Here is a 25,906-nt window from a genome sequence, read left to right as displayed (position 1 = left end):
GCGGATACTGAGTCATGGACAGGTGGCAGACGGTCAAGCTGGTGCTGAACTTCGTCAACCTGTCCACGCCGGCCGGCTTCCTGGTCGGCGTCCTCGGCCGGGCCCGCTTCAGCCGCGGCCCACGGGGCCTGTACTACGCGACCGGGTACCGGCTCGGCTTCCCGATCGCGAACGCGTTCACCGTCGGGAACGTGGTGCTGACCAAGAACGACCGCGCGTACCTGGATGCCCGGCCGACCCTGGTGAAGCACGAGGAACGGCACTCCTGGCAGTACTTCTGGCTGCTCGGTCTCCCGATGCTCCCGCTGTACGTCGTGGCGGTGGTGTGGTCGTGGTTGCTCACCGGGTGCCCGGCTTCGCGGAATCCGTTCGAGCGGCTCGCGAGCCTGAAGGACGGCAACTACGTGGAGCACCCGATCCAGCCGTTCGGCCAGACCCTGCAGCAGACGTTCAGCCGCCGACCGCGATAGCGTCCGCGAGCGCGGTCAGGACGGTCACGACCCCGGCCGGGTCGTCGACCACGATGTCGGCCGCCTCGGTCAGCTCGGTCGCACCCGACGACCGGGCCGCGACCAGGACGGCGGCCAGCCCGTCACCGCGAAGCTCCGCCAGCGCCCGGAACGCGGCCAGGTCGCCCAGGTCGTCACCCGCGTACAGCACGGACCGCGCCCCGGTGGTCTCGACCAGCCGGCGCATTGCGACCCCCTTGTCGATGCCGGGCGGCCGCAGTTCGAGGACCAGGTTGCCCGGCTCGAGCCGCAATTCCACCGACTCGGCCAGCTCGGTCAACGGCGACCGCAGCGTCTCCAGGGCACCTTCGGGATCCGGGAGCCGCCGGGTGTGGACGGCGAGCGAACTCTCCTTGTCCTCGACGAACGCGTCCGGCAGGCCGGCGGATTCGAGGACGGCGGGCAGTTGCGCGCGGGCCGCCTCGACCCCGGCCGGGACCGGGTCACTCGTCACCGAACCGGTGGCCGCTTCCCAGCGCTCCAGCCCGTAGTGCCCGAGGACGACGAGCTTGCCGAGACCTGGATGACCGGTCACGCCGGACAGCTCGGTGGCGACCAGGGCCGGGCGGCCGGTGACGATCGCGACCTGGTTCACCGAGCGGGCCAGCCGGGCCATCGCGTCCAGGGCGCCGTCGGCCGCGCGCGACATCGCCGGGTCCTCGACCAGCGGGGACAGGGTGCCGTCGAAGTCGGACGAGATCACCGCGCCGGCCGGGTCGCGGACCATCGCCTCCCAGCCCGCCCGTCCGGCCGGGGTGGTCAGCACCGGCGTACTCATCCGGAGTAGTCCGAGGTCAGGATCACGGTCAGCCGGTCCTTCTTCATGTTGGACAGGGCTTCCTTGATCCGGTCGAGCCCGAGGTCCTGGGCCAGCTGCCCGGCCTCGGCCTGCATCCCGGCCGGGTAGTACACCGTGCTGCCGACGATCTTGCCGTGCCAGTTGTCGGCACCGGAGACGGTCCAGCCGGCCTGCCGGGCGCGGTTGCCGACGTCCTCGGCCAGGCCCTTGCGCTTCGTGTTGTTGTACACCTCGACCGCGGGCCGCTGCGACGGCGGCAGCGTCGACTTCTGCGTCGGTACGCCGGTCGGCTCGGTCGTCGCCGGGTCGGTGGGTGCCGAGGTCGGCTCCGTGGCCGGGACCGACGTCGGGGCGCCGGTCGGCTCGGTGCTGGGCTCCGTGGTCGGCGCCGAGGTGGGCGCGTCCGTCGGCGTGCTGGACGGCGTAGTCGCCGGGGGCTGGGTCGGCGCGGGCGTGGACGTCCGGGCCGCCGGTTCGGCCGCGCTGTCGTCACCGCGGGTGCCGAACAGCACGAGCAATCCGCCGACGATGGCGACGACGGCGAGCACGGCGACGAAGGACGAGAGGACCTGGCCCCGTTCGTCCGTCGAACGGTTCATGATCGCGACCTAGACCTCGATGCCGAGGCGGCGGGCTGAGCGGGCGCGCTGACGGGCGGCGCGGAGGCGGCGGAGGCGCTTGACCAGCAGCGGGTCGTGCGCGAGGGCCTCGGGCCGGTCGATCAGGGCGTTCAGCACCTGGTAGTAACGGGTGGCGGACATCTGGAACTGGTCCCGGATCGCCTGTTCCTTGGCGCCGGCGTACTTCCACCAGTGCCGCTCGAAGGCGATGATCGCGGAGTCCCGCTCGGACAACCCGGCCGCGACCGGCTGGGCTGCCTCGTCGGCGGGGCCGGTGGAGCTGGCGTTGGCGCTGTCCATCTGCAGGTGACTCCCCGTGCGGTCGGTGATCGTCCGTCCGCGCTCCACTGTACGGGTTGAACAACAGCGATGTCATTCACCGCGCAGCGATCCCAGGTGTGTCGTCGTGCGACATCTCACGCGGCACCGGACGGCGCGCCGGGTCGGTCCGACTCTGGCAGGATCGAGGCGTGAGCTCACCTCGACAGGGGACCGGTGACGTTCCACCGGTCCCGCGACCCGCCATGGCAACGGTCGAAGAGCTGCAGACCAGGATCGCCGAACTCGATCCGCTGATCAAGGCGGTCTGCACGCCGAATCCCGCTGCGCGGGCCGACGCTGCGCGCCTCGACGCGGAGCGCGGCGACGGTCGCGTCCGGGGTCCGCTGCACGGTGTCCCGGTGCTGGTGAAGGACAACGTGGACACCGCCGACCTGCCGACCACAGCCGGTTCGCTGGCACTCGCGGACCAGCCGCCGCCCCCGGCCGACGCTCCCCTGGTCCGCCGGTTGCGCGAGGCCGGCTGTGTGATCCTCGGCAAGTCCAACCTGTCCGAGTGGGCCAACTTCCGCGGCTCCTCCTCGTCTTCCGGCTGGAGCGCGTACGGCGGGCTCACCCGCAACCCGTACGCCCTGAACCGGTCCGCGGGCGGTTCGTCCAGCGGATCCGGTGCCGCCGTGGCCGCCGGGTTCGCGGATCTCGCGATCGGGACCGAGACGAACGGCTCGATCGTCTGCCCGGCCGCGCTGAACGGGGTCGTCGGGCTCAAACCGACGGTCGGCCTGGTCCCGCAGCAGGGCATCGTGCCCATCTCGCACTCCCAGGACACCGCCGGACCGATGACCCGCACGGTCCGCCAGACAGCCGCGCTGCTCACCGTCCTCACCGGCGGCGGCACGGACTACGCGGAGTACTGTCTCGGTGACGATCTGCACGACATCCGCATCGGCGTACCGCGGGGACCGCTGTGGGGGTACTCAGCGGGCCTCGACCAGGTGACCGAGCAGGCATTGGAGCTGCTGTCGCAGTGCGGCGCGGTCCTGGTGGACCGGTTGTCGCTGCCGACTCCGGGTGGGGACGAGGACCAACTCACCGTGCTCGCGCACGAACTCAAGGTGGACCTCGCCGCGTACCTGGCCACCCGCAAGGAGGGTGCGCCGCGGACGCTCGCGGACGTGATCGCGTTCAACCAGGCGCACGCCGACGAGGAACTGCGGTGGTTCGGCCAGGAGCTGTTCGAACGCGCCGAGGCCACTGACGGCCTGGACTCGCCGCTGTACGTGGCCGCGCGGCTGGCCGGGCTCAAGGCCGGCCGGGAGGGGATCGACAACCTGCTCCGCGAGCACCAGCTCGACGCACTGGTGATGCCCGCGTACTCCCCGGCCTGGTCGATCGACCTGGTCAACGGCGACCACGTCCTCGGCAGCTCGTCCTCGCACGCCGCGCTGGCCGGTTACCCGCTGCTGTCGGTTCCTTCCGGAACGGTGGCCGGACTGCCGGTCGGGATCACGCTCAGTGGCACCGCACGGAGTGACGCGACGCTCATTCGCTTGGCCCACGCCTTCGAAACGGCGAGAATCAAGGCACACGGCCCGTTCCCGACCCCGGAGTTCACACAGTGGGTATAGATCAGGTCCGCTGGGGTGTAGTTGCCACCGGCAACATCTCGACGTCCTTCACCAAGGACCTCGCGCTCCTCGACGACGCCGTGGTGACCGCTGTCGCGTCGCGGTCGCAGGACTCCGCGAACGCCTTCGCCGAGACGTTCGGGATCGAGCACCGGTTCGACGACTACCGGCGGCTGATCGACTCCGGCACCGTGGACGCCCTCTACATCGGGACCCCGCATCCGCAGCACTACGCGATCGCCCGTGCCGCTCTGCAGGCCGGGATCGCGGTGCTCTGCGAGAAGCCGGTGACGCTGACCGCGCGGCAGGCCGAGGACCTGGTCGCGGTCGCCCGGGAGACGAACACGCTGTTCGCCGAGGCGATGTGGATGCGGACGAACCCGGTCGTCCAGGCGATGTTCGCGGACCTGGAGAAGGGCGTGATCGGCGAGCCGATGGAGGCGCTGGCCGACTTCGGCTTCCACAAGCCCGTACTCCCGGCCCGGCTGCTCGACCCGGCCCTCGGCGGCGGCTCGCTGATGGACGGCGGCATCTACCCGATGACGTTCGTGCAGATGGCACTCGGCCGGCCGGACGAGGTCAAGGCGGTCGGCTCGCTGAACGCCGACGGCATCGACCTGAACGTGGCGATGGCCTGGCGGTACGACTCCGGTGCGGTCGCCGCGCTGACCTGCGGCCTGCGCTCGCAGAATCCGTGGACCGCCTCGGTCAGCGGCCCGGACGGCAGCCTGCTGCTCCCGCACCGCTTCCACCACCCGCCGTACTACGTGCGCAGCACCGCGGCGGGCGAGGAGCGGATCGACGTCGAGACGCATGGCCTCGGGTACCACTACGAGGCGGCGGAAGTGATGCGTGCACTGCGGGCCGGGCTGGTGGAGTGTCCCGTCCTCCCGCACGCCGCGACGATCGAGATTCTCGAGTTGCTCGACGAGACCCGTAGACAGATCGGGGTCCGGTACCCCGGCGACGACGAATACCTGGGTGGATAACAGCAGATGCCGAGTGGACGCAGTTCCTTCGTGGTAGTGGCCAACCGATTGCCGGTCGACCGCATCGAGATGCCCGACGGCAGTACTGCGTGGCGGCGCAGCCCCGGCGGACTGGTCACCGCCCTCGCCCCGGTGATGCAGCGCCACCGCGGCGCCTGGATCGGCTGGACCGGCGGCAAGGACGAGAAGGTCGACCCGTTCGACACCGACGGGATGCACCTGGTCCCGGTGACGCTGTCGGCCGAGGACGTCGAGCTGTACTACGAGGGTTTCTCCAACGCGACCCTGTGGCCGCTGTACCACGACGTGATCGTGCCGCCGGAGTTCCACCGGGAGTGGTGGGAGGCGTACGTCGCGGTGAACCGGCGGTTCGCGGAGGCCGCCGCGGACGCCGCCGACGACAACGCGGTGGTCTGGGTGCACGACTACCAGCTGCAGCTGGTGCCGGCGATGCTGCGCCGACTCCGGCCGGACGTTCGGATCGGCTTCTTCCTGCACATCCCGTTCCCGCCGACCGAGCTGTTCGCGCAGATGCCGTGGCGGCGGCAGATCCTGGACGGGCTGATGGGCTCGGACCTGGTCGGCTTCCAGCGTCCCGGCGCCGCCTCGAACTTCGCCCGGCTGGCCCGCAACCGGATGGGCTTGCGCACCCGCGGCGACAGGATCCACCTGCCCGACGACCGGATCGTCCGGGCCAAGGCGTTCCCGATCTCGATCGACGTCGGCGAGCTCGAGCAACTGGCCCGGCAGCCGGAGACCGAGGCGCGGGCGCAGGAGATCCGCGCGGAGGTCGGCAACCCGGCGCACATCCTGCTCGGCGTCGACCGGCTCGACTACACCAAGGGCATCCGGCAACGGATGCGCGCGTTCGGCGAGCTGCTCGACGAGGGCCGGGTCTCGGTCGACGACGCCGTCTTCGTCCAGGTCGCCACCCCGTCCCGGGAACGGGTCGAGCAGTACCGGGTGCTGCGGGACGAGATCGAGCTGCTGGTCGGCCGGATCAACGGCGAGCACGGCCGGATCGGCACGCCCGCGATCAACTACCTGCACACCTCGTACTCGCGGACCGAGATGGCCGCGTTGTTCCGGGCCGCCGACGTCGCCGTGGTGACGCCGCTGCGGGACGGGATGAACCTGGTCGCCAAGGAGTACGTGGCCTGCCGGCACGACGACACCGGCGCGCTGGTGCTGAGCGAGTTCGCCGGCGCGGCGGACGAGTTCCGGCAGGCGTTCCTGGTGAACCCGCACGACATCAACGGGATGAAGGACACCATCGTCGACGCGATGAACACCGACGACCGCCAGCTCGGCCGCCGGATGAAGGCGATGCGCAAGCACCTGGCCGCGCACGACGTGAACGTCTGGGCCGCCTCGTTCCTGCAGGCTCTGCATGCCGACGACTGACGGCCGGGTGCTGGCGCTCGACCTCGGGACGTCGTCGGCACGGGCGTTGGTGCTGTCCGCGGACGACGCCGCCCCGGTCCCGGGAGCGCTGGCGCGGCACAGGATCAGCCCCACGTACGGGGCCGGCGGCTCGGCGACGCTGGACCTGCACGCGTACGTCGAAGGCCTGCTCGGCTGCCTGGACGAGTTGCAGCAGAACGGCCACCTCGTCGACATCACCGCGATCGTGCTGTCCACCCAGTGGCACTCGATCGTTGCCCTCGGCACCAAGGGCGAACCGCTCACGCCGGTGATCACCTGGGCGGACACCCGGTCCGTCGATCCGGTGCTGGGCAAGGACTTCGACGAGCACGCGTACCACGCTCGCACCGGGGCCTGGCTGCACCGGTTGTACTGGCCGCGGCGGATCCCGTGGCTGCGGAAGGAGGTCGCGGCCACCGCGTTCGCCGGGCTGCCCGACCTCGTCCTGGAGCGGCTGACCGGCGAGCGGGTCACCTCGGTCTCGGTGGCCTCCGGCACCGGTTCGCTCGACCTGGCCACCGGCCGGTACGACGAGGAGGCGCTGGCGATCGCGGGCGCTTCGGCCGGTGAGTTGCCCGCGATCGTGCCGACCGGCTGGACGGCCGCGCTCTCCGCGGAGTACGCGCGTCGCTGGCCCGGGCTGGTCGGCGTACCGATCCACCCGCCCACCGGCGACGGCGCGGCGTCGAACGTCGGCACCGGTGGGTACGACGAGACGACCGCGGCGGTCACCGTCGGCACGTCGGCCGCGGTCCGCGTCGTGCATCCGATCGACAACGCGCCCGAGCTGCCGTGGGAGCTGTGGCGGTACCGCGTCGACGACGAGCGGGCCGTGACCGGGATGGCGTTCTCGGCCGCGGGGAACCTGCACGCCTGGCTGACCAGCGTGCTCAAGCTGGACAAGGACCAGCAGGAACCGACCGGGGTCGAGATCGGGTCGTCGCACGTGGTGGCGATCCCGTTCCACGCCGGGACCCGGCCGCCGGCCACGGTCCCGAGCGCGTCCGGTGTCTACTTCGGCCTGTCCTTCGACGACACCGGCGCCGATCTGCTCGCGGCGTCCCTGCAGGGTGCGTCGCTGGAGATCGATCGCGGGCTGCGGATGCTGGACTCGCTCTTCGGCCGCGAGCTCGAGGTGGTCCTGGGCGGCGGCGGGATCGACGCGTCCGCGTGGTGGCGGCGCTGTCTGACCGCGACCTTCGCCCGGCCGACGACGGTCTGCGCCGAGGCCGAGGTGGGCGCCCGGGGCGCCGCCGCGGTCGCGCTCGGCCTCTCCCCCGAGCCGGGTGGCGAGTCGCTCAAACCGGTCCCCGAGGAAGCCGCCCGGGTCGCCGAGCTGCGTCCCAGGTACGAGAAGCTCCGCGCGCTCGCCGTCGAGGCGTCGGCCATCTGAACCCTCTTGTGCTGGTGGTGAGCTCTTCCGTCATGGCGGGTTCGCCGGTAGGAAGGTGACAGGCCAGGGGGGCCTGATGACTGTCGGTGGGGGGGAACCACGGATGCGACTTCTTACTGCCGTCGCTGCGGCGACCGTTCTGCTCGGCTCGATGACCGTTCCGGCGGTCGCTTCGGCCCAACCGCCCGAGCTCCGGGTCAGCCGGACGAGCGGGCTGGCCGGTGGGGACCGGGTCGGGGTGACCGGCCGCGGGTTCGCGCCCGGGTCCGAGGTCCGGATCGTCCAGTGCGACGTCTTCGTCGACCAGGTGGACGGCGACTGCCCGGACCGCGCGGTCACGACGGCCGGGAGTACCGGCCGGATCGCGACCCGGGTGACGCTCGGCGATCCGGTCTTCCGCCGGATGGAGTTCGGCGAACCGGCGACCGTGTACTGCCGGGCCGACGTCTGTCACCTGTTCGTGGTCGGCGACGCCCCGGACGGTAGCCGCCTCGTCCTCGACTCCGGCGCGCTCCGGTTCAAGGGCTCACCGGCGACCATCACCGCGACCCCGTCCACCGGACTCGCCGCATCGCAGTGGGTCGCGGTCCGCGGCACGGCGTACGGGGCGGAGGGCCGGCAGGTGCGGATCGTCCAGCAGGCCTGCTACGAGATCATCCAGGACACCGGCTGCTACGGCGCACTGACGACGGTGACCACCCGGGTCCGCGCCGACGGCCGCTACGCGACGCCGTACCGGGTGCACCGCTTCCTGGCCGACGGGACGGACTGCACCGATCCGGACATGCTCGGTGGCTGCGTTCTGTCGGTCACCGTGCTTGACCGCTCCGGGCAACCGGACGACAGTTTCGGGTACTCCGCGAACGGCGACATGAAGACCCCGCTCGGCTTCCTGTCCGGTCCGTGATCACGGCCACTGACAGTGCTCGGCGCTGGCTGGATGATGTCCGGCATGTGGCGCGAGATGATGAAGTCCAAGGTGCACCGGGCGACGGTCACGCAGGCCGACCTGGACTACGTGGGGTCCTGCACGCTGGACGCGACCCTGATGGCGGCGGCGAACCTGCTGCCCGGCGAGAAGGTGGACATCGTCGACATCACCAACGGCCACCGGCTGTCGACGTACCTGATCGAGGGACCGCGGGACTCCGGCGTGGTCGGGATCAACGGCGCGGCCGCGCACCTGATCCACCCCGGTGACCTGGTCATCCTGATCGCGTACGGGATGTTCGAGGAGGCCGAGGCGAAGGTCTTCGCGCCGAGCGTAGTCTTCGTGGACGAGCGCAATGCGATCACCCGCATCGGCTCGGACCCCGCCGAGGCGCTGCCGGACAGCGGCACGCTGCGCGGGGACGAAGTCCACAGCCCCCGTTGACGAAGCAGAGATGAGGACTGGTCGACGATGACCGAGAGCACCGAACAGGCGCCGAAGACCGCGACGCACGACAACGAGCCGAAGGAGAAGCTGCGCCGGTTCATGAACTCGGGCTGGGCCGACACCGAGCGGCAGGACGTCACGCTCGCCGACGTCGGCACCTGGGCCGCCAAGCGCCGCGACGCGCTCTCCCAGGCGTACCCGGGCGAGCGGCTGGTGATCCCGGCCGGCACCTACAAGGTCCGCTCGAACGACACCGACTACGTGTTCCGCCCGCACACCGACTACACCTGGCTGGTCGGCGACCAGACCTCGGACGCGGTGCTGGTGCTGGAGCCGACCGGCGGCAGCGGCCACGACGCGGTGCTGTACTTCCGCCCGCGCTCGGACCGCAGCGAGGGCGAGGAGTTCTGGCGCGACCGGATGTACGGCGAGCTGTGGGCCGGTCGGCGTCCGTCGCTGACCGAGACGTCGAAGCAGTACGGCATCGAGACCCGGCACGTCGACCAGCTCGCGGACGCGCTGAAGAGTGACGTCCCGACCCGGGTCCGGCGCGGTGAGGACGCCTCGCTCGCGGCCCTGCTGAGCGGCGTGAAGACCGAGGCGGACCGCGACACCGAGTTCGCCGCCACGCTGTCGGAGCTGCGGCTGGTCAAGGACGCGTTCGAGATCGAGCAGCTCCGCGAGGCCTGCGCGATCACGCACCGCGGCTTCTCCGACGTGCTGGCCGAGATGGACCAGGTCCGCCGGTACGGCGAGCGCTGGATCGAGGGCACCTTCTGGCGCCGCGCCCGCGCCGAGGGCAACGAGGTCGGGTACTCCTCGATCGCCGCGGCCGGTTCGCACGCGACCACGCTGCACTGGATCGAGAACGACGGCCCCGTCGTCGACGGCACGATGATGCTGCTCGACATGGGCGTGGAGAACCGCAACCTGTACACCGCGGACATCACCCGCACGCTGCCGGTGAACGGCGAGTTCACGCCGCGGCAGCGCGAGCTCTACCAGCTCGTCCTGGACGCGCAGAACGCCGGCATCGCGGCGCTGAAGCCGGGTGTCCCGTTCGTCTCCGGGCACAAGGCCGCGATCGAGGTCCTGGTCCGCGGCCTGGACGCGATGGAGCTGCTGCCGGTCCCGGCCGACGAGGCGCTCGACCCCGACAGCGGGATCTACCAGCGGTACACCCTGCACGGTGTCAGCCACATGCTCGGCCTGGACGTGCACGACTGCGCCGCCGCCCGGAACGAGTTCTACCGCGGCGACGTGCAGACCGGGTACGTGCTGACCGTCGAGCCCGGCCTGTACTTCCAGGCCGAGGACCTCACCGTGCCCGAGGACCTGCGCGGGATCGGGATCCGGATCGAGGACGACATCCTGATCACCGACGACGGCACCGAGAACCTGTCCGCCGCGATGCCGCGCGAGGTCGACGCGCTGCAGCAGTGGATGGCCTCGCCACCACGCGACTGACCCGCGGCATCTGCTGGGTTAACCCGCTGCGTTGGGGGTTGGCCCCCCGAATTACGAGGGGCCAACCCCCAAGCTCCGGGGTTAACCCAGCAGACGGCGGGACAGGGGGTCACCAGATCCGGACGCGGGCCTCCTGGTCCAGCCACATGGTGTCGTCGGCGGTCACGTCGAACGCCTGGTGGAACGCGTCGATGTTGCGCACCACCGCGTTGCAGCGGAACTCCGGCGGCGAGTGCGGGTCGAGCGCGAGCCGGCGCAGCACCTCGGCCTCGCGGGTCTTCGTGGCCCAGGCGGTCGCCCAGGACAGGAAGAACCGCTGCGGCCCGGTCAGCCCGTCGAGCACCGGCGGCTCGGCCCCGTCCAGGGAGAGCTGGTACGCGGTGTACGCGATCGACAGGCCGCCCAGGTCGCCGATGTTCTCGCCCAGGGTCAGCGCGCCGTTCACCTTGTGTCCGGGCGCCTCGGCCGGTTCGAGCACGTTGTACTGCTCGACCAGCTGGTTCGCGCGCTCCTCGAACGCGGCCCGGTCGGCGTCGGTCCACCAGTCGTTGAGGTTGCCGTCGCCGTCGTACTTCGAGCCCTGGTCGTCGAACCCGTGCCCGATCTCGTGCCCGATCACGGCCCCGATCGCGCCGTAGTTCACCGCGTCGTCCGCGTCCAGGCCGAAGAACGGCGGCTGCAGGATGCCGGCCGGGAAGACGATCTCGTTCATCCGCGGGTTGTAGTACGCGTTCACGGTCTGCGGCGTCATCCGCCACTCGTCCCGGTCGACCGGCTGGCCCAGCTTGTCCAGGTCCCGCGCGGTCTCGACGGCGACCGACCGGCGGACGCTGCCGACCAGGTCACCCGCGACCACGTCGAGCTTGCTGTAGTCGCGCCACTTGTCCGGGTACCCGATCTTCGGCGTGAACCGGCCGAGCTTGTCCAGCGCCCGCTGCCGGGTCTGCGGGCTCATCCAGTCCAGCGCCTCGATCCGCTGCCGGTACGCCTCGACCAGGTTGCCGACCAGCTCGACCATCCGGGCCTTCGCGACCGGCGGGAAGTACTCCGCGACGTACAGCTGGCCGACCGCCTCGCCGAGGGCTCCCTCGACCACGCCGAGTCCGCGCTTCCACCGCTCGCGCAGCTCCGGCGCCCCGGTCAGGGTGCGACCGAAGAAGGCGAAGTTCTCGGCCACGAACGCGCTGCTCAGCAACGGGGCCGCGTTGTGTACGACGCGCCAGCTGAGCCAGTCCTTCCAGTCCGCCACGTCCACCTCGGCCAGCGCCTCGGCGGCCGCGGTGAGGAAGTCCGGCTCGCGGACGACGAGCTGGTCGAACGCCGTCGCCGGGACACCGGCGTTGGTCAGCCACGCCGCCCAGTCCAGGCCGGGGGTGAGCGCCTCGAGCGCGGCCCGGTCCAGCTTGTTGTAGGTCTTCGTGACGTCCCGGTCCTTCACCCGGTCCCAGTGGCTCGCGGCCAGCCGGGTCTCCAGCGCGAGGATCCGCTCGGCGGCTCCGGCCGGGTCGGCGATTCCGGACAGCTCGAGCATCTTGGCGACGTGCTCGACGAACGCGGTCCGGACGTCGGCGAAGGTGTCCTCGCGGTAGTACGACTCGTCCGGCAGGCTCAGGCCGCCCTGGGTGACGTACACGATGTTCTCGTCGGACTTCTTCGCGTCGGCGTCGACCCAGTAGTGGAACACGCCGCCGACGCCGTCCAGTTCGAGCTTGCCGAGCACGGCCGGCAGGTCGCCCGGCGCCGTGATCGTGGCGACCAGGGCGAGCTGGTCCTCGATCGGGCCCGCGCCGAGCCGCTCGATCGTCTCCTCGTCCAGGAAGCTGCGGTAGAGGTCACCGATCTTGCGGGCCTCGCTGCCCTCCGGGTGCTCCTCGCCGGCCGTCTTCTCGACGATCGCGCGGACGTTCTGTTCGGCGGTGTCCCAGAGTGCGTGGAAGGCGCCGTAGATCGCCTTGTCCGCGGGGATCTCGTGCTGCTCCATCCACGGCCCGTTCGCGTACCGGTACAGATCGTCCTGCGGACGTACCGTGGTGGACAGCCCCGCCCTGTCGATACCTGCCGTCATCGATCCCTGCTCCCTGTGGTCCCGGCCATCTCAACGTCTGCCGGTGACAGTACCCGCTGGCTGAACCGTTCTGCTTCCCGAACCGTTCGTCTACGGTTGAAAGCACAACCAGCCGCGACGTCGGCACTTCGGGGGCGTTCGAGCCGACTCGGGCCACACACCAGAGGAGCCCGCTCATGTCCCGCCAGCCGGTCCGACAGCCCGGTCCCACTCTCGCCGCCCGCCACCTGGGCCGGACACTCGCCGTCTCCGTCGGCCTGTCCGCTCTCCTGCTCACCAGCCTCACCACCGCCAGCGCGACCGCCGGCCCTGAAACCGTCACCGGTACCAGGGCTGCCGCAGGTACGCCGGTCAAGCACAGCGCCGACGACGGGTTGTGCGCGCCACGCCAGTTCGGCCGCAACGCCGCCACCGGGACGTCGGGCCGCGCGCCGGCCTTCCCGCAGCAGTTCGCCCTGCCGGCCGGGTTCCAGCCGGAGGGCATCGCGATCGCCGGGACCAAGGGGTACTTCGGGTCGCGGGTGGACGGCGACATCTGGGTCGCCGACCTGCGCACCGGGAACGGCCGGATCCTCAGCGAGGGACCGGGGACGGCGTCGCTCGGGATGAAGGTCGACGGCCAGGGCCGGTTGTTCGTGGCCGGTGCCGCGGGCGGGAACGGCCGGGTGATCGACACCCGGACCGGCAAGGTGCTCGCGAGCTACACCTTCACCACCGCGACCCCGACGTTCGTCAACGACGTGATCCTGACCAAGGACGCGGCCTGGTTCACCGATTCACGGCAGCCCGTGCTCTACAAGGTGCCGCTCGGCCGACACGGCAAGCTGCCGGCCCAGTCCGCGGTCACCTCGGTCCCGCTGTCCGGCGACTACGTGCACGATCCGGTGAACAACAACGGCAACGGCATCTCGCTGACCCCGGACGGCCGGGCGCTGATCATCGTCCAGTCCGCGACCGGCACGCTCTTCCGGGTCGACCCGGGCACCGGCGCGACGAAGGCGACCGACCTCGGCGGCGCGGTGATGACCAATGGCGACGGCCTGCTGCTGTCGAACGACACCCTCTACGTCGTCCAGAACCGGCTGAACAAGATCGCCGTCCTCGACCTCGACCGGCGTGGCACCAGCGGCCGCCTGGTCCGGGAAATCACCAGCCCGCACTTCGACGTCCCGACCACGGCCGCCTTCTTCGGGCAGCGGATCTACCTGCCGAACGCGCGCTTCACCACGCCGCCGACGCCGGAGACCGAGTATTCGGTGACCGCTGTGGGTAGGTAGCGATCCTCCACCACTCACAGTGAGGATGATGGGTGTGGTCCCCCGCGGTGGTCGTCCTGACTCAAGCACTCACTGACTTCGGGTCTTGAATTGGATATGTCGGTCGACCACTGCGGGGGTCACGTGCACTCACCGGACGAGGGGTCTGTGACCTCATAGGAGCCTGTGCCAGCAGGCACCCATCACTGTCTTGTCCGCTCGCCTCGGCTGGTGCGTGCCGCCCTCATCCCTAGCCAGTGGAAGGACGGCAGTACCCACCATGCCACGAGCAGAGGCCCGGTCCCAGGTCGAGATCACCGGTGGTGTCGACACCCACCGAGACACTCACACCGCGGCCGCGATCGATCAGACCGGCCGGATGCTCGGCCATGCCACGTTTCCCACCACCCGGGCCGGCTATGCCGCGCTGCTGGCCTGGCTGCGGTCGTTCGGGCGGCTGGTCCTGGCCGGAGTGGAGGGCACCGGCGCCTACGGGGCCGGTCTGACGACCTATCTGAGCGAGCAAGGCATCACGGTCGTCGAGATCGACCGGCCGAACCGTAAGACCCGCCGCCGGGCCGGGAAATCCGACCCGATCGATGCCGAAGCCGCCGCCCGCGCCGCCCTGGGCAAAGTCCGCACCGGCACCCCCAAAAACCGCGACAGCCAGGTCGAGGCGCTGCGGAACCTGCGGGTCGCCCGCACCAGCGCCGTCGACCAACGCGCCGGCTGCATGCGCCAGATCAAAGCCCTGATCGTGACCGCACCCCATGGTCTGCGCGACCAGCTACGAGGCCTCACCACCGCCCGCCTGATCCACACCTGCCGCAACCTGCGACCCGATACCACCCAGATCGGCGTCCCCGAACAAGCCGTCAAAACCGCGCTGCGTTCACTGGCACGCCGCTACGCCACCGCCCAACAAGAGATCGCCGAGCTCGACACCCTCATCACAGCCCTGATCGAAACGATCAACCCGGCCCTTCTCCAGCTCACCGGAGTCGGCCCCGACATCGCCGGGCAGCTCCTGGTCACCGCCGGCCCCAACCCCGAACGGATCCACTCCGAAGCCGCCTTCGCGATGCTCTGCGGCGCCGCCCCCATCCCCGCATCCTCAGGCCAAACACAACGCCACCGCCTCAACCGCGGCGGCGACCGCCAAGCCAACAAAGCCCTCTACCTCATCGTCATCAACCGACTCCGCTGGGACCCACGCACCCACACCTACCTCGCCAAACGCACCGCCGACGGCCTGTCCAAAAAAGACACCATCCGCTGCCTCAAACGACTCATCGCCCGCGAGATCTACTACACACTCCGCCAAACACAACCCACCACCAACAAGCAACCAGCCACTACTTGACATCCATAGGAGCATCCAACCTGCCCGGCGTGGTCCGGCCGGTCCGGCGCCGAGCGTGCGGTGGACCGGCCGCGGGCGGTTGGTGAGTGGTGCGGGTCCGCCGGTCAGGAGATCGTGCGCAGGTCACCGCGGGCGGCGGCCTTGAGCCGGCTGCCGCAGGACAAGCGGACGGAGTACGCGGCCGGGATCGCCAGCGGTTCGCCGGTCTGCGGGTTGCGGCCCGTCCGCGGCGCACGCATCACCCGCTCGATGCTGAGCAGGCCGGTCAGCGACACCTTGTCGCCCTTGTGCACGGCCTCGGTGACGACGTCGCCCAGCGCGTCGAGCACCTTCTCGGCCTGGTTCCGCGGAATGCCCGCCTTCGACGCCACCCCGGCCACCAGCTCGTTGCGATTCACGGCTCTCCTCCGACTCGGCCCGCCGGCCCGGCACCCCAAACGCCGTTCCGGTCGGACGCCAGCACCTTAACCGAAATGAATGTCGTTAGCGAGAAGAGTTCGCATTCCGGTCGCCGGGGGTGAGTCCGGCCCTACAACCCGTCCCGGTCGTGCCAGTGGCGCTGCCAGCGAGCGTCGATCGCCTGGTCGGCCGGCTGGTAGCGGATGTCGGTGGACAGCCGCATCAGGCCGGCCGGGTCCACGTTGTCGAGCGCGGCGTGCACGATGTGCGCGGTGTGGACCACGACGTCACCCGCGGCGTAGTCGGCGGTCAGCCAGCGGGCGTCGTACGAGTCGGCGAGGCCGGGCAGGTCCGCGGTGATGGACGCTGCCGGTCGCTTCAAGAGTCCGGCGGCCTCGTCGCGGAGAACGCGCTGGTGGCTGTTCTCCAGGTAGGTGAGGCCGCCGCGACTCACCGGGCAGTCGCCGAGCGGGATCCAGGCCGACAGCACCCGGTCGGTCCCTTCGCGCAGGTAGACGAGGTCGTAGTGGGCCTGGGTCGCCGTGCCGATCCCGTTCTCGCCGGGGGCGGTGTGGCGGATGATCTTGCGCCGGTGCAGGAACGTGTCGCCGGCGAAGAACCACGCGAACCAGTCCCGCAACGCCGGCTGGGTACAGAACGCCTCGTACTCCGGCCCCGGCACGACCTCGCTGAACAGCACCCGGCGAAGCTCAGCCCGGTCCACCTCACGCGGCCGGCCCACCTCGTCGGCGAGTCCGGTGGTCGCGAAGTAGTACGCCCGGAACGCGAGCACGTCGGCCGGATCGAGCAACCCGGGCAGGTACAGGTACCCGTCCCGCCGCAGCCTGGCCCGCAACGCGTCACGATCACACCGGACGTCGTCGGGAACCGGGACCAGCGAGCCGAGCCGGTGCGGTGCCCCGTCGAGGCGGTATCCGTTGGAAGTCAGCACCTCTGTATTGCAGCGAACCCGGGCCACTCCCGGAATGGACGCAGTACCGCGACTTCTTGGATTCTTGGCGGATGCCGAGTTGGTCGATCTACCTGACCCCCAACGAGGCCGAGCGCGAACTTGGACTCTTCTGCCTCGGCGTCGGTGAACAGGAGCACGGCCCCGGCCCGGCCCCCGAGCGCGCCCTGGGATGCTACGCCGCGGTCCTGGTCCGCCGGGGACGCGGCCAGCTCCTGCACGGTCCCGACCGGGTACTGCACCCCGTCGACGGTCCCGCGGTACTGCACCTCTTCCCCGGCGTCCTGCACGGGTATCGGCCGGCCACTCGGTGGGACCAGGCCTGGGTCCTCTTCGGCGGACCCGCGACCAAAGCCCTCACGGACCTCGGCCACCTGGATCGGGATCAGCCCGTCCACCGGTCCGCCGATCCGCGCACCGTGGAGAGGGCGTTCGCGCGGTTGCTCCGGCTCGCCCGTACCGGTGGATCCGCGGTGCAACTCGTGGCCGCGTTGTACGAGTTGCTCGGTCAGCAGGCGCCCGCTTCGGACGACGTACTCGACCGGCTCCGGGAACTGGCGACGCGGCCGTTGTCGATCCAGGGGTACGCGGCGGAGCTGGGGCTGAGCGTGGCGGAGTTGCGGGCCGCGGTCCGGAATGCGGCCGGTTCGACGCCGCAGGAGGTGATCCTCACCACGCGGCTCAACGTGGCCAAGGCCTTGCTGGCCGAGACCGATCTCGCGGTGGCGGCCGTCGCGGCGCGGGTCGGGTACGGGGACGCGGCGTATTTCAGCCGGTTGTTCGCCGCCCGGGTCGGGCAGTCGCCACGCTCGTTCCGGCGGGTTGGTTCGATCGCGGCGCCGATTTCGTCCTTTCGGCGGAGGCCGGACGGTACCGCGGTCTGAAAGTCTGGGCGCAAACCCTCCGGTGGGCCGACGCAGCGGACCTGTGGCTTCGCTACGGTCTTGGGCATGAGTCAACCGCAGCCCATCGACCCGCGCTATGTCAGCCGGTCGTCCGCTCGCCCGAAGAAGCGGCGCAACTGGTTCGGCCGGATCATCGGACTGGTCGTCCTGTTGTTCCTGCTCACGCTGGTCTGTGTCCCGCTGTACGCGTGGAGCCGGATCGACAAGGTCGACGCGATGCCGACCGGCGAGCGCCCGGCCGAGACGTCGGGAACGACGTACCTGATGGTCGGGTCGGACAGCCGTGACGGCCTGAGCCCCGAGGACGCGAAGAAGCTCGGCACCGGCGGTCGCGAGGTCGGTCAGCGGACCGACACGATCATGCTGCTGCACAAGCCCGAGTCCGGGCCGGCCGTGCTGGTCAGCATCCCGCGGGACAGCTACCTGCCGATCCCCGGCCACGGCCGGAACAAGGTGAACGCGGCGTACTCGTTCGGCAAGGGCAAGCCGCAGTTGCTGATCCAGACCCTGGAGAACGCGACCGGGCTGCGGATCGACCACTACGTCGAGGTCGGCTTCGGCGGCTTCGCCTCGGTCGTCGACAGCCTCGGCGGCATCGAGATGTGCTTGCCCAAGGCAATGAACGACAAGAAGGCACACATCAACCTGCCGGCCGGCTGTCAGGACCTCGACGGCCCGAAGGCGCTCGGCTACGTCCGGTCCCGCTACGTCGACGCCTCCGGCGACCTCGGCCGGGTCGAGCGGCAGCGCGAGATGATCGGCGCGATCGCGAACAAGGCGGTCTCGCCCGCGACCTTCTTCAACCCGGTCCGGTACTACCGGCTCGGCACCTCGAGCGCGGATGCGCTGACGGTCGACAACGACATGAGCCCGGTCGGCCTGTTCGGCTTCGCGACCGCGATGAAGTCGGTGTCCGGCGGCGACGGCGTCACCCTGACCGTGCCGATCGCGGACGCGAACTACTCCACCAAGAACGGCTCCGCGGTGAAGTGGGACACGGCCAAGGCCAAGGCGCTCTTCGCGGCCCTCAAGCAGGACAAGACCACCGGGCTGAAGAGCAGCTAGACCGTGATCACGCTGGTCCACCTGGTGGTGAGCCTGGGCATGCTCGTCGTCGTGCCGCTCGGGCTCGCCCTGGTGGAGCTTCCCCGCGGTACCGCGCTTCGCCGGTGGTGGCCGGCGATCGCGGTGCCCGGCGTCGTCGCGTTGTGGCTCCCGCGCGGCCCGGTTTCGGTCACCCTGGCCGCGATCTACTTCGCCGGAACCCTCGGCCTCGCGTCGCTCGCGGTGGTGGTACTTCGCGACCGGCTCGGCGCCGACCTCCCGGCCGAAACGGGCCGCAAGAACCCTCGCGGGCCCTCTCTCCGGCGGATCGCCCCGACCGATGTCGCCCTCCTCACCGCCCTCGTCACCCCGTCGATCGCCGCCCTCGCGTTGGTGGCCGAGCGGGCGTCGTACGAGCTGTTCGGGTTCAGCCTGACGGTGCTGTCGCTGACCGTCGCGCACTTCCACTTCGCCGGGTTCGCCGCGGCACTGGTCGCTTGCCTCGTCGCCGGCGCCACGCACGAGCGGTGGACCGACCTCGCCGCGCTCACCGTCCCGGCCGGCACGGTGGTCGTGTTGCTCGGCTTCTTCGTCGGCGACTGGCTCGAGCTGATCGGTGCCGCCGTGCTCACCACCGGGATGTGGCTCGTCGGCTACCAGCTCTGGCGCCGCGCCCGCTCCACGCCGGACCGCGCGACCGCGGTACTCCTCGGGGTCTCCGGGGCCGTCCTGGTCGCGACGATGCTGCTCGCGTTGAGCTGGGCGCTGGGGCACGTGGTGGCGACGCCGTACCTGCCGCTGGAATGGATGGTGGCGACACACGGCGTGGCCAACGCGGTTGGCTTCGCCCTGTGTGGGCTACTGGGATGGCGTCGTCTGGCAGGGAGGGTGAGATGAAGCTGACGGATCTGGAGCAGCTGCGGTTCAGCTACACCGCGGTCGGCTCGACCCGGTACGACGAGACGCCGTCCGGGTACCACCGGATGGAGCACCGGGCCCTGATCGGCCAGGGCGACCAGGTCTTCCGCCGCGCCGGCGAGGCGCTGATGAGCTGGAAGATGCACAGCGCCGCTGGGGTCCGGATCAAGGCCACCGACAGTCCCGCGGTGATCGGTACCAACTCCCTCGGCCGCCTCGGCGCGGGCCCGATCGGCGTACCGGTGCCGTGCCGCGTGGTCTGGACGGTGGACGAACCGGACCGCATCGGCTTCGCGTACGGCACCCTCCCGGGCCACCCCGAGACCGGCGAGGAGTCGTTCGTGGTCAGCCGCGAAGGCGACGACATCTACTTCGCCCTGCGCGCCTACAGCCGCCCGGCCACCTGGTACACCCGCCTCTCGGGTCCCCTCGGCCGAGCCGCCCAGAAGCTCTTCGCGCACCGCTACGCCAAGGCTCTCCAACGCCTCGCGAACTGACCCACACAAAGGCCCCGCAAGCTCATACCTTTGCGGGGCCGCGTCATTTGTACCAGCACCATCACCTCCTGCACATGGCCAACACGCCAACAACTTGGGTCGGCCGGGGACCCGGGTGCGGGGTCGGTGGGGGGACTGGGATGCTTGGGCGGGTGAGCCCGAAGACTTTGACTGACCTGATCGCGCCGGACTGGGCGGAGGCGCTGGCTCCGGTCCAGGAGACCGTGGGGCGGATGGGCGAGTTCCTCCGTGCCGAGATCGCTGCCGGACGCCCCTATCTGCCGGCCGGGGAGAACGTGTTGCGGGCGTTCCAGCGGCCGTTGGCGGACGTGAAGGTGCTCGTGGTCGGGCAGGACCCGTACCCGACACCGGGGCATCCGGTCGGGCTGAGCTTCTCGGTCGCGCCCGACGTCCGGCCGGTACCGCGCAGCCTCGCCAACATCTACCGCGAACTGATGGCCGACGTTGACGTGCCCGCGCCGAGCAACGGCGACCTGACGCCATGGGCGGACCAGGGCGTGCTGATGCTCAACAGGGTGCTCACCGTACAGCCCGGCAAGCCCGCGTCGCATCGGGGCAAGGGCTGGGAAGCCGTGACGGAGCAGGCGATCCACGCCCTGGTGAAGCGCGGTGGACCGCTCGTCGCGATCCTCTGGGGCCGGGACGCGCAGACCCTCAAGCCGATGCTCGGCGACGTCCCGACGGTCGAGAGCGCGCACCCCAGTCCAATGTCGGCCGACCGGGGCTTCTTCGGGTCGCGCCCGTTCAGCCGGGTCAACACACTCCTGGTCGAGCAGGGCGGTACCCCCGTCGACTGGCGCCTTCCCTAGAAGGTCTCGCCCTGGAGCGCCTTGGTCCCCGTCCAGCTGTGCCAGAGCTGGGCGTACCGGCCGCCGGACGCCACCAGGTCGGCATGCGTACCGGACTCGACGACGCGGCCGTGAGCCAGCACCACGATCCGGTCGGCCTGCTCCGCCTGCGTGAGCCGGTGCGCCACCACCAATGTCGTCCGCCCTTCGGTGGCGGCCGCGCTGGCTCGTTCTAGCTCGCGGGCTCCCGCTGATCCCGCTTCCGCCGTGGCCTCGTCCAGGACGGCGACCACCGGGTCCGCGAGCACCAGCCGGGCCAGTGCGACCTGCTGCGCCTGCGCACCCGTCAACTGCTGCCCGTTCTCGCCGACCACTGTGTCCAGCCCGTCCGGCAACGCGCGGACCCACGCGGATGCGCCCACTCGGTCCAGGGCCGCCTCCACTTCGGCCGGTGTCGTGTCCCCCTTCGCGAGGCGTACGTCGTCCACCAACGGCCCGGAGAACACGTGGACCTCCTGGCTGAGCAGGGCCACCTGCTGCCGGGTCCGTTGCTCACCGAGCTCGCGGATGTCCACGCCACCGAGTCGTACGGTCCCGCTGGTCGGGACGAGCACGCCGGCCGCGATCGCCGCGAGCGTGGTCTTCCCCGCGCCACTCGCGCCGACCAGGGCGACCCGCTCTCCCGGAGCCAGCGTCAGCGACACCCCGTCGACCACGCGCGGTCCGTCGTACGCGTGCCCGACCCCGGTCAGCTCCAGCTCCGCGTTCTGCGGCGTACGCCCGGCGGCCGGCTCCTCGGTCTCGGCCAGGTTGACCACTCCGGCCAACCGGGCCAGTCCCGCGGCCGCGGTCTGCACGGCGTCGAACTGCATCAGGAGCGCGCCGATCGGGTTGAACAACCGGTGGAAGTACAACGCGGCCGCGGTGACGGCACCGACGGACACGGCCCCGTCGGCGCGGACCAGGAAGAACCCGGTGACGAGGATCGAGGTCAGGCCGACGAACTCCGCGTGGTTGATCCGCGAGGAGAAGAAGCTGTACAGCCGGAAGACGTTCAGCGACAGGTCCCGCGCAACGGCCGAACGGTCCCCGATCCGCTCGAGCTGCCGGTCCTCCAACCGGTACGCACGGACCGTCGCACTCCCGCGCAGCGACGCGATGATCGCCTCCGACCGATCCCCGAGGGCCAGCCGCTCCTTGCGGTAGAACGGCTCCGAGCGCGGCAGGTACCAGCGCAGCGCCCACACGTACATCGGCAGCGCCAGCAACCCGGCCAGGCCGAGCCGCCAGTCCAGCGCGAACAACCCGGCCGCGGTCAGCACGATCGTCAAGGTCGCCGACAACAGCACCGGCCCGACCTCGGTCAACGCGGACGCCACCGCGGACACGTCGTCCCCGACCCGCGACAGCAGATCCCCGGTACGCACCTTGTCGAGCACGGGCGCCGGCAACTGCAGCACGCGATCGAGCACCTTCTCCCGCAGCCGCGCGAGCACGGTCTCGCCGACGCGGGCCACCAACGTCACCCCGACGGCGGTCAGTACGCCGGACAGGACCGCGGCGCCTCCGATCAGCAGGACGACCCGGACAACGGCCCCACTGTCGGCGCCCGCGGTCACGTCGTCGACGAGGACGCCCAGCGCCCACGGGGCCACCAACCCGGCCGCGCTCGCTCCGGTGATGACAACGGCCGCCACCAGCGACAACCCGGGCAACCTGCGGATCTCCCGCCACAGCACCGACCAGGTGGCCCGGGCATCGGCGATCGGGAGCAATTCGGGCGCGCTCATCGCAGTACCGCCTCGGCGTAGCCGGACTCGTGGTCGGCCAGGTCCGCGTGCAACCCCTCGGCGACCACGGCGCCGTCGGCGATCACGAGGACCCGGTCCATCTTGCCGAGCAACGCGGGGCTGCTCGTCAGGACCAACGTGCCCAGCTCGGGCACCCCGCGGACCTCGGCCAGTCCTTCGGCCAGCAACTCCTCGGTCACCGCGTCAACCGCCGTACTGGGGTCGTGCAGGACGAGCAGGGGTGGTTCGGCGAGCAACGCCCGGGCCAGGCCGAGTCGTTGCCTCTGACCGCCGGACAGGGTGCGGCCGCGATCGGCGAGGACGTGCTCCAGACCCTCCGGGTGCGCCTCGATCACGTCGGTCGCGGCCGCGGCCCGGACCACCTTTTCCAACTGAGCGTCGTCGGTGGACCCGGCCAGCAGGTTCGTTCGCAGGGTGCCTTCGAAGAGGTCGGTGTCGTGCTGCTCGACCAGGACCGACCGGCGGAGCAGGTCGATGTCCAGCTCCTCCACGTCGGTCCCGCCGACCAGGACGCGTCCTTCGTGATCCGGGACGCGCCCGCCGACGATCGCGAGCAGCGCGTCGGCGTCGCGGGGGTCGTAGCAGAGCACGCCGACGAGCTCGCCCCGCCGGACGGTCAGGTCGAGCGTGAGCGACCTGTGGCCGACGCCGACCAGCTCCAGCAGCGGCTTGGCCGGGTCCATCACGGTCGAGGAGCCGACGGGCACCAGGGGCGGCGAGCCGAGGACGGACGCGAGCCGCGCGGCCGACGCGCGAGCCATCGCCGCGACCTGGCTGCAGTACCCGAGGGTGCCGACCGGTTCCGCGACGAACTGCGCCAGTCCGACGACGGTGATGAGCTCGCCGATGGTGATCCGCTCGTTCAGCGCGAACCAGCCGGCCACGCCCGCGACGGCCGCGAGCAACAACCCGCTGGCCGCGGTCGTGACCCCGTCCTGCAGGCCGTTGGTCGACGCGGCCCGCAGTGTGGCTCGCAGGGTGTCCTGGCTGGACCGCCGGTACCGCTCGGCCGCGTTGTGCTGGGCGCCGATCCCCCGCAACGTCCGCAGTCCGCCGACCAGGTCCGTCGCGAGTGCCGTCGTCCCGGCGACCGCCTCCTGCTGGGTCGAGGTCCGTCGGGTCAGCAACGGGGACAGGGCCTGGATCCCCAGCACCAGCAGGGGTACGCCGACCAGGACGCCGAGGCCGAGCGGGACGTCCACCATCAGCAGCGCGATCGACGACACGATCAACGCGGCCGAGGCGGACGCGCCCATCGACAGCGCCCGCATGATCAGCCCGGCCTTCTCGGCGTCGGAGGTCGCGATGGACAGCAGCTCACCGGCGCGCAGTCCGGTCCGGTGGCCGCGCGGATCGAGGACACGGCGGGCGACCTCCAACCGGAGCAGGTGCGTCTCGTGTTCGATCGCGTGCACCACCAGGCGCGCGCCCGTCTTCCACGCGTTCGACAGCACGGCGAACAGCACGACCATCATCAGCACGCACCACAGCAGTGGCTCCCACGCGCCGGTACTGACCGCGCGGTCGACGAAGATGCCGATCGCGACGGGCACGGCGGCCTCGGTCGCCTGGTGCAGCGACAGCACCAGGATGCCCGCGGCGACCCGCCCGCGGTGCCGCCGGACCGAGCGGCGCAGCAACCGGCCGGCGGTGAGTTCTTCCCCCAGCTCGAACGTCACGGACAGGCCTTTCACGGGGCGGACGGGCGGACAAGTTAGCCAAGCCTAACTTCCACCCCGGAGCACCCGTCCGGCGGTTCCGGAACCGATCCGCCCGATCGATTGACAGCACCCGGCCCGCGTCGTACGGTCTCGACGCAATAGGAAACTTTCCTAACAGTTCGTCCGAGCAGCGATCCCGCGGCACGGCGAGCGCGCTCCGGAGCCCGGAGGGAGGCAGGGTTGGTCCATGGCCAGCACACCCGGCACTCCCCGCCTGCTCCGCGCGATGAACGATCGCGCCGCTCTCGAGCTGCTGCTCGCGCACGGCCCGTTGTCGCGGACCACGCTCGGCCACCTCACCGGCCTGTCCAAGCCGACCGCGTCCCAGCTGCTCGCCCGGCTGGAGACGGCCGGCCTGGTCCGGCCGAGCGGCACGAGCGCCGGCCGCCCCGGCCCGAACGCCCAGCTTTACGAGATCAACGGCGGCATCGCGTACGTCGCGGGCCTGGACGTCACGCCGACGCGGATCCGCGCGGCCGTCGCCGACCTGACCGGGCAGGTGGTCGGCCGGTACGAGCTGCCGACGCCGGGCCGCAGCGCCAAGGGCACGGTCGAGCGGGTCGTGAAGGCGATCGAGGGCGCGACCGGCGAGGCCGGGCTGACCAAGGAGCGGCTGCATCGGGTCTCGATCGGGACGCCGGGCGGCTTCGACCCGACCAGCGGCCGGCTGCGGTACGCGACCCACCTGCCCGGCTGGCACGCGCCGCACCTGCTGGAGGAGCTGGCCGGCGCGATCGCGGTCCCGCTCGAGGTCGAGAACGACGTCAACCTCGCCGCGATCGCCGAGCAGCGGGTCGGCCACGCCCAGGACAGCGACAACTTCGTCCTGCTCTGGGGCGAGGAGGGCATCGGCGCCGCGATCGTGATCAACGGCCGCCTGCATCGTGGCGCGACCGGTGGCGCCGGTGAGGTCGCGTTCCTCCCGCTTCCCGGTACTCCCCTGGTGCGCAACGTCGGTCGCAACAACGCCGGCGGCTTCCAGGAGCTCGCCGGCGGTGAACCGGTCCTCGCCCTGGCTCGCGAGCACGGCCTCCGGGCCCGAACTCCGGAAACCGCGATCACCGCGGCCCTGGAGACGCCGGGTGCCGGGGACGAGGTCCTCGCCGAGTTCGCGCATCGGCTGGCGGTCGGTCTGGCCGCGGTCGTCGCGGTCGTCGACCCCGAGCTGATCGTGCTCGCCGGCGGTGTGATCACGGCCGGCGGCGAACGCCTGCGTGGACTGGTCCAGGACGAGCTGGCCGAGCTAGCCGTCCCCCGCCCGCGGTTGCTGCTGACCGCCATCCCCACCGACCCGGTGCTGTCCGGGGCCCTGCAGTCGGCCCTCAGCACCACCCGCGACACGGTCTTCGACACAGCCGGCACGACGAGCGGCGGCAGCACCACCCGCTGACGGGTTGTTGGCTCGCCAACGGGTTGTTGGCGCGGCGGCGGGCTGTTTCTGCGGCGGCGGGTTGTTTGCTCAGTGGCGGGTTGTTGGCGCGGTGGCGGGTTGTTGGCGCGGTGGCGGGTTGTTGGCGCGGTGGCGGGTTGTTTGTTCGATGGCGTGCTGCAACCCGGCATCGGTCCAACAACCCGCCATGGAGCTAGCCCTCGCGGTCCCGGACCTCGCTTCATCCCCCGGTCAGGCTGGAGGTTGTTTGGGGTTGGTTTGCGATGTGATC

The 25,906-nt window shown here is 71.0% G+C and carries 24 protein-coding genes; 16 read left to right on the top strand and 8 right to left on the bottom strand.

Annotated elements, in window-relative coordinates; genetic code table 11:
* Positions 1-14: 14 nt before the first annotated feature.
* A complete protein-coding gene (locus FB561_RS14515) occupies positions 15-470 on the top strand; it encodes a hypothetical protein (protein ID WP_145806967.1) in 456 nt (151 codons plus the stop codon).
* Here the strand turns inward: FB561_RS14515 and otsB are convergent.
* Genes otsB through FB561_RS14500 form a run of 3 tightly spaced genes read right to left on the bottom strand, consistent with a single transcriptional unit; the run spans position 451 to position 2,228 of the window.
* Positions 451-1,287 (bottom strand): trehalose-phosphatase, encoded by an 837-nt coding sequence (otsB, locus tag FB561_RS14510; protein WP_145806965.1) that lies wholly within the window; start codon positions 1,285-1,287, stop codon positions 451-453. The genes FB561_RS14515 and otsB overlap by 20 nt on opposite strands.
* A complete protein-coding gene (locus tag FB561_RS14505) occupies positions 1,284-1,907 on the bottom strand; it encodes a LytR C-terminal domain-containing protein (protein WP_145806964.1) in 624 nt (207 codons plus the stop codon). The genes otsB and FB561_RS14505 overlap by 4 nt, the downstream gene beginning before the upstream one ends.
* 9 nt (positions 1,908-1,916) lie before the next feature.
* On the bottom strand, positions 1,917-2,228 hold the full coding sequence (locus tag FB561_RS14500) for a DUF3263 domain-containing protein (protein ID WP_145806962.1): 312 nt from the start codon (positions 2,226-2,228) through the stop codon (positions 1,917-1,919).
* 224 nt (positions 2,229-2,452) lie between these two features.
* Here FB561_RS14500 and FB561_RS14495 point away from each other — a divergent pair, with 224 nt between their 5' ends.
* From FB561_RS14495 to FB561_RS14465, 7 genes are all read left to right on the top strand, one after another.
* A complete protein-coding gene (locus FB561_RS14495; RefSeq protein WP_170284673.1) occupies positions 2,453-3,835 on the top strand; it encodes an amidase in 1,383 nt (460 codons plus the stop codon).
* Positions 3,826-4,824, top strand: a complete 999-nt coding sequence (locus tag FB561_RS14490) for a Gfo/Idh/MocA family protein (protein WP_145806958.1) — start codon at positions 3,826-3,828, stop codon at positions 4,822-4,824. The genes FB561_RS14495 and FB561_RS14490 overlap by 10 nt, the downstream gene beginning before the upstream one ends.
* Positions 4,825-4,830: 6 nt before the next feature.
* Positions 4,831-6,228 (top strand): alpha,alpha-trehalose-phosphate synthase (UDP-forming), encoded by a 1,398-nt coding sequence (locus tag FB561_RS14485; RefSeq protein ID WP_145806956.1) that lies wholly within the window; start codon positions 4,831-4,833, stop codon positions 6,226-6,228.
* Positions 6,215-7,642 (top strand): FGGY family carbohydrate kinase, encoded by a 1,428-nt coding sequence (locus FB561_RS14480; RefSeq protein ID WP_145806954.1) that lies wholly within the window; start codon positions 6,215-6,217, stop codon positions 7,640-7,642. The genes FB561_RS14485 and FB561_RS14480 overlap by 14 nt, the downstream gene beginning before the upstream one ends.
* 103 nt (positions 7,643-7,745) lie before the next feature.
* Positions 7,746-8,549: a neocarzinostatin apoprotein domain-containing protein gene (locus FB561_RS14475; protein WP_170284672.1), complete on the top strand. Its 804-nt coding sequence runs from the start codon at positions 7,746-7,748 to the stop codon at positions 8,547-8,549.
* 45 nt (positions 8,550-8,594) lie between these two features.
* Positions 8,595-9,017: an aspartate 1-decarboxylase gene (panD, locus tag FB561_RS14470; protein WP_145806950.1), complete on the top strand. Its 423-nt coding sequence runs from the start codon at positions 8,595-8,597 to the stop codon at positions 9,015-9,017.
* 27 nt (positions 9,018-9,044) lie between these two features.
* Positions 9,045-10,487: an aminopeptidase P family protein gene (locus FB561_RS14465; RefSeq protein ID WP_145806948.1), complete on the top strand. Its 1,443-nt coding sequence runs from the start codon at positions 9,045-9,047 to the stop codon at positions 10,485-10,487.
* Between the two features lie 109 nt (positions 10,488-10,596).
* Here FB561_RS14465 and FB561_RS14460 read toward each other — a convergent pair whose 3' ends face one another.
* Positions 10,597-12,552 carry a M13 family metallopeptidase gene (locus FB561_RS14460; RefSeq protein WP_145806946.1) on the bottom strand — a complete coding sequence of 652 codons (1,956 nt, stop codon included), beginning with the start codon at positions 12,550-12,552 and terminating at the stop codon, positions 10,597-10,599.
* 176 nt (positions 12,553-12,728) lie between these two features.
* Between FB561_RS14460 and FB561_RS14455 the strand changes: the two genes are divergently transcribed.
* Both FB561_RS14455 and FB561_RS14450 read left to right on the top strand, forming a co-directional pair.
* A complete protein-coding gene (locus FB561_RS14455) occupies positions 12,729-13,829 on the top strand; it encodes an SMP-30/gluconolactonase/LRE family protein (protein ID WP_145806944.1) in 1,101 nt (366 codons plus the stop codon).
* 259 nt (positions 13,830-14,088) lie between these two features.
* Positions 14,089-15,171: an IS110 family RNA-guided transposase gene (locus FB561_RS14450; protein ID WP_145812809.1), complete on the top strand. Its 1,083-nt coding sequence runs from the start codon at positions 14,089-14,091 to the stop codon at positions 15,169-15,171.
* A gap of 104 nt (positions 15,172-15,275) precedes the next feature.
* Here the strand turns inward: FB561_RS14450 and FB561_RS14445 are convergent, their stop codons facing one another.
* Both FB561_RS14445 and FB561_RS14440 read right to left on the bottom strand, forming a co-directional pair.
* Entirely contained in the window at positions 15,276-15,569 is a 294-nt protein-coding gene (locus tag FB561_RS14445; protein WP_145806942.1) for an HU family DNA-binding protein, read from the bottom strand.
* 131 nt (positions 15,570-15,700) lie between these two features.
* Entirely contained in the window at positions 15,701-16,522 is an 822-nt protein-coding gene (locus FB561_RS14440; RefSeq protein ID WP_145806940.1) for a phytanoyl-CoA dioxygenase family protein, read from the bottom strand.
* A 71-nt stretch (positions 16,523-16,593) separates the two neighbouring features.
* Here FB561_RS14440 and FB561_RS14435 point away from each other — a divergent pair, with 71 nt between their 5' ends.
* The 5 genes from FB561_RS14435 to FB561_RS14415 all read left to right on the top strand — a co-directional run bounded on the left by FB561_RS14435 (position 16,594) and on the right by FB561_RS14415 (position 20,734).
* Positions 16,594-17,424: a helix-turn-helix domain-containing protein gene (locus FB561_RS14435; RefSeq protein WP_145806938.1), complete on the top strand. Its 831-nt coding sequence runs from the start codon at positions 16,594-16,596 to the stop codon at positions 17,422-17,424.
* A gap of 66 nt (positions 17,425-17,490) precedes the next feature.
* Positions 17,491-18,510 carry an LCP family protein gene (locus FB561_RS14430; RefSeq protein WP_145806936.1) on the top strand — a complete coding sequence of 340 codons (1,020 nt, stop codon included), beginning with the start codon at positions 17,491-17,493 and terminating at the stop codon, positions 18,508-18,510.
* 3 nt (positions 18,511-18,513) lie between these two features.
* Positions 18,514-19,386 carry a YndJ family protein gene (locus FB561_RS14425; protein WP_145806934.1) on the top strand — a complete coding sequence of 291 codons (873 nt, stop codon included), beginning with the start codon at positions 18,514-18,516 and terminating at the stop codon, positions 19,384-19,386.
* A complete protein-coding gene (locus FB561_RS14420; RefSeq protein WP_145806932.1) occupies positions 19,383-19,904 on the top strand; it encodes a DUF1990 family protein in 522 nt (173 codons plus the stop codon). The genes FB561_RS14425 and FB561_RS14420 overlap by 4 nt, the downstream gene beginning before the upstream one ends.
* Before the next feature lie 140 nt (positions 19,905-20,044).
* Positions 20,045-20,734: a uracil-DNA glycosylase gene (locus tag FB561_RS14415; RefSeq protein WP_145806930.1), complete on the top strand. Its 690-nt coding sequence runs from the start codon at positions 20,045-20,047 to the stop codon at positions 20,732-20,734.
* Here FB561_RS14415 and FB561_RS14410 read toward each other — a convergent pair.
* Together FB561_RS14410 and FB561_RS14405 are read right to left on the bottom strand one after the other, a co-directional pair.
* Positions 20,731-22,503 carry an ABC transporter ATP-binding protein gene (locus tag FB561_RS14410; protein WP_145806928.1) on the bottom strand — a complete coding sequence of 591 codons (1,773 nt, stop codon included), beginning with the start codon at positions 22,501-22,503 and terminating at the stop codon, positions 20,731-20,733. The genes FB561_RS14415 and FB561_RS14410 overlap by 4 nt on opposite strands.
* Positions 22,500-24,203 (bottom strand): ABC transporter transmembrane domain-containing protein, encoded by a 1,704-nt coding sequence (locus tag FB561_RS14405; RefSeq protein WP_145806926.1) that lies wholly within the window; start codon positions 24,201-24,203, stop codon positions 22,500-22,502. Before FB561_RS14405 ends, FB561_RS14410 begins: the two co-directional genes overlap by 4 nt.
* 229 nt (positions 24,204-24,432) lie before the next feature.
* On the opposite strand from FB561_RS14405, the gene FB561_RS14400 reads away from it, so the two are divergent.
* On the top strand, positions 24,433-25,635 hold the full coding sequence (locus FB561_RS14400) for an ROK family transcriptional regulator (RefSeq protein WP_145806924.1): 1,203 nt from the start codon (positions 24,433-24,435) through the stop codon (positions 25,633-25,635).
* Positions 25,636-25,906: the final 271 nt, after the last annotated feature.

The sequence above is a fragment of the Kribbella amoyensis genome (assembly GCF_007828865.1).
GTDB lineage: Bacteria > Actinomycetota > Actinomycetes > Propionibacteriales > Kribbellaceae > Kribbella > Kribbella amoyensis.
Note: the sequence above shows the minus strand (reverse complement) of the source record. Positions and strands in the feature narration are given on the sequence as shown.

Excerpts from the sequence above, each read along its gene's own strand:
- FB561_RS14475 (WP_170284672.1), top strand. The coding sequence starts at position 7,746 with ATGCGACTTCTTACTGCCGTCGCTGCGGCGACCGTTCTGCTCGGCTCG.
- FB561_RS14485 (WP_145806956.1), top strand. The coding sequence starts at position 4,831 with ATGCCGAGTGGACGCAGTTCCTTCGTGGTAGTGGCCAACCGATTGCCG.
- FB561_RS14450 (WP_145812809.1), top strand. The coding sequence starts at position 14,089 with ATGCCACGAGCAGAGGCCCGGTCCCAGGTCGAGATCACCGGTGGTGTC.
- FB561_RS14430 (WP_145806936.1), top strand. The coding sequence starts at position 17,491 with ATGAGTCAACCGCAGCCCATCGACCCGCGCTATGTCAGCCGGTCGTCC.
- FB561_RS14465 (WP_145806948.1), top strand. The coding sequence starts at position 9,045 with ATGACCGAGAGCACCGAACAGGCGCCGAAGACCGCGACGCACGACAAC.
- FB561_RS14435 (WP_145806938.1), top strand. The coding sequence starts at position 16,594 with ATGCCGAGTTGGTCGATCTACCTGACCCCCAACGAGGCCGAGCGCGAA.
- FB561_RS14480 (WP_145806954.1), top strand. The coding sequence starts at position 6,215 with ATGCCGACGACTGACGGCCGGGTGCTGGCGCTCGACCTCGGGACGTCG.
- FB561_RS14505 (WP_145806964.1), bottom strand. The coding sequence starts at position 1,907 with ATGAACCGTTCGACGGACGAACGGGGCCAGGTCCTCTCGTCCTTCGTC.
- FB561_RS14410 (WP_145806928.1), bottom strand. The coding sequence starts at position 22,503 with ATGAGCGCGCCCGAATTGCTCCCGATCGCCGATGCCCGGGCCACCTGG.
- FB561_RS14500 (WP_145806962.1), bottom strand. The coding sequence starts at position 2,228 with ATGGACAGCGCCAACGCCAGCTCCACCGGCCCCGCCGACGAGGCAGCC.
- FB561_RS14495 (WP_170284673.1), top strand. The coding sequence starts at position 2,453 with ATGGCAACGGTCGAAGAGCTGCAGACCAGGATCGCCGAACTCGATCCG.
- FB561_RS14420 (WP_145806932.1), top strand. The coding sequence starts at position 19,383 with ATGAAGCTGACGGATCTGGAGCAGCTGCGGTTCAGCTACACCGCGGTC.
- FB561_RS14515 (WP_145806967.1), top strand. The coding sequence starts at position 15 with ATGGACAGGTGGCAGACGGTCAAGCTGGTGCTGAACTTCGTCAACCTG.
- FB561_RS14460 (WP_145806946.1), bottom strand. The coding sequence starts at position 12,552 with ATGACGGCAGGTATCGACAGGGCGGGGCTGTCCACCACGGTACGTCCG.
- FB561_RS14400 (WP_145806924.1), top strand. The coding sequence starts at position 24,433 with ATGGCCAGCACACCCGGCACTCCCCGCCTGCTCCGCGCGATGAACGAT.
- otsB (WP_145806965.1), bottom strand. The coding sequence starts at position 1,287 with ATGAGTACGCCGGTGCTGACCACCCCGGCCGGACGGGCGGGCTGGGAG.
- FB561_RS14415 (WP_145806930.1), top strand. The coding sequence starts at position 20,045 with ATGCTTGGGCGGGTGAGCCCGAAGACTTTGACTGACCTGATCGCGCCG.
- FB561_RS14455 (WP_145806944.1), top strand. The coding sequence starts at position 12,729 with ATGTCCCGCCAGCCGGTCCGACAGCCCGGTCCCACTCTCGCCGCCCGC.
- panD (WP_145806950.1), top strand. The coding sequence starts at position 8,595 with ATGTGGCGCGAGATGATGAAGTCCAAGGTGCACCGGGCGACGGTCACG.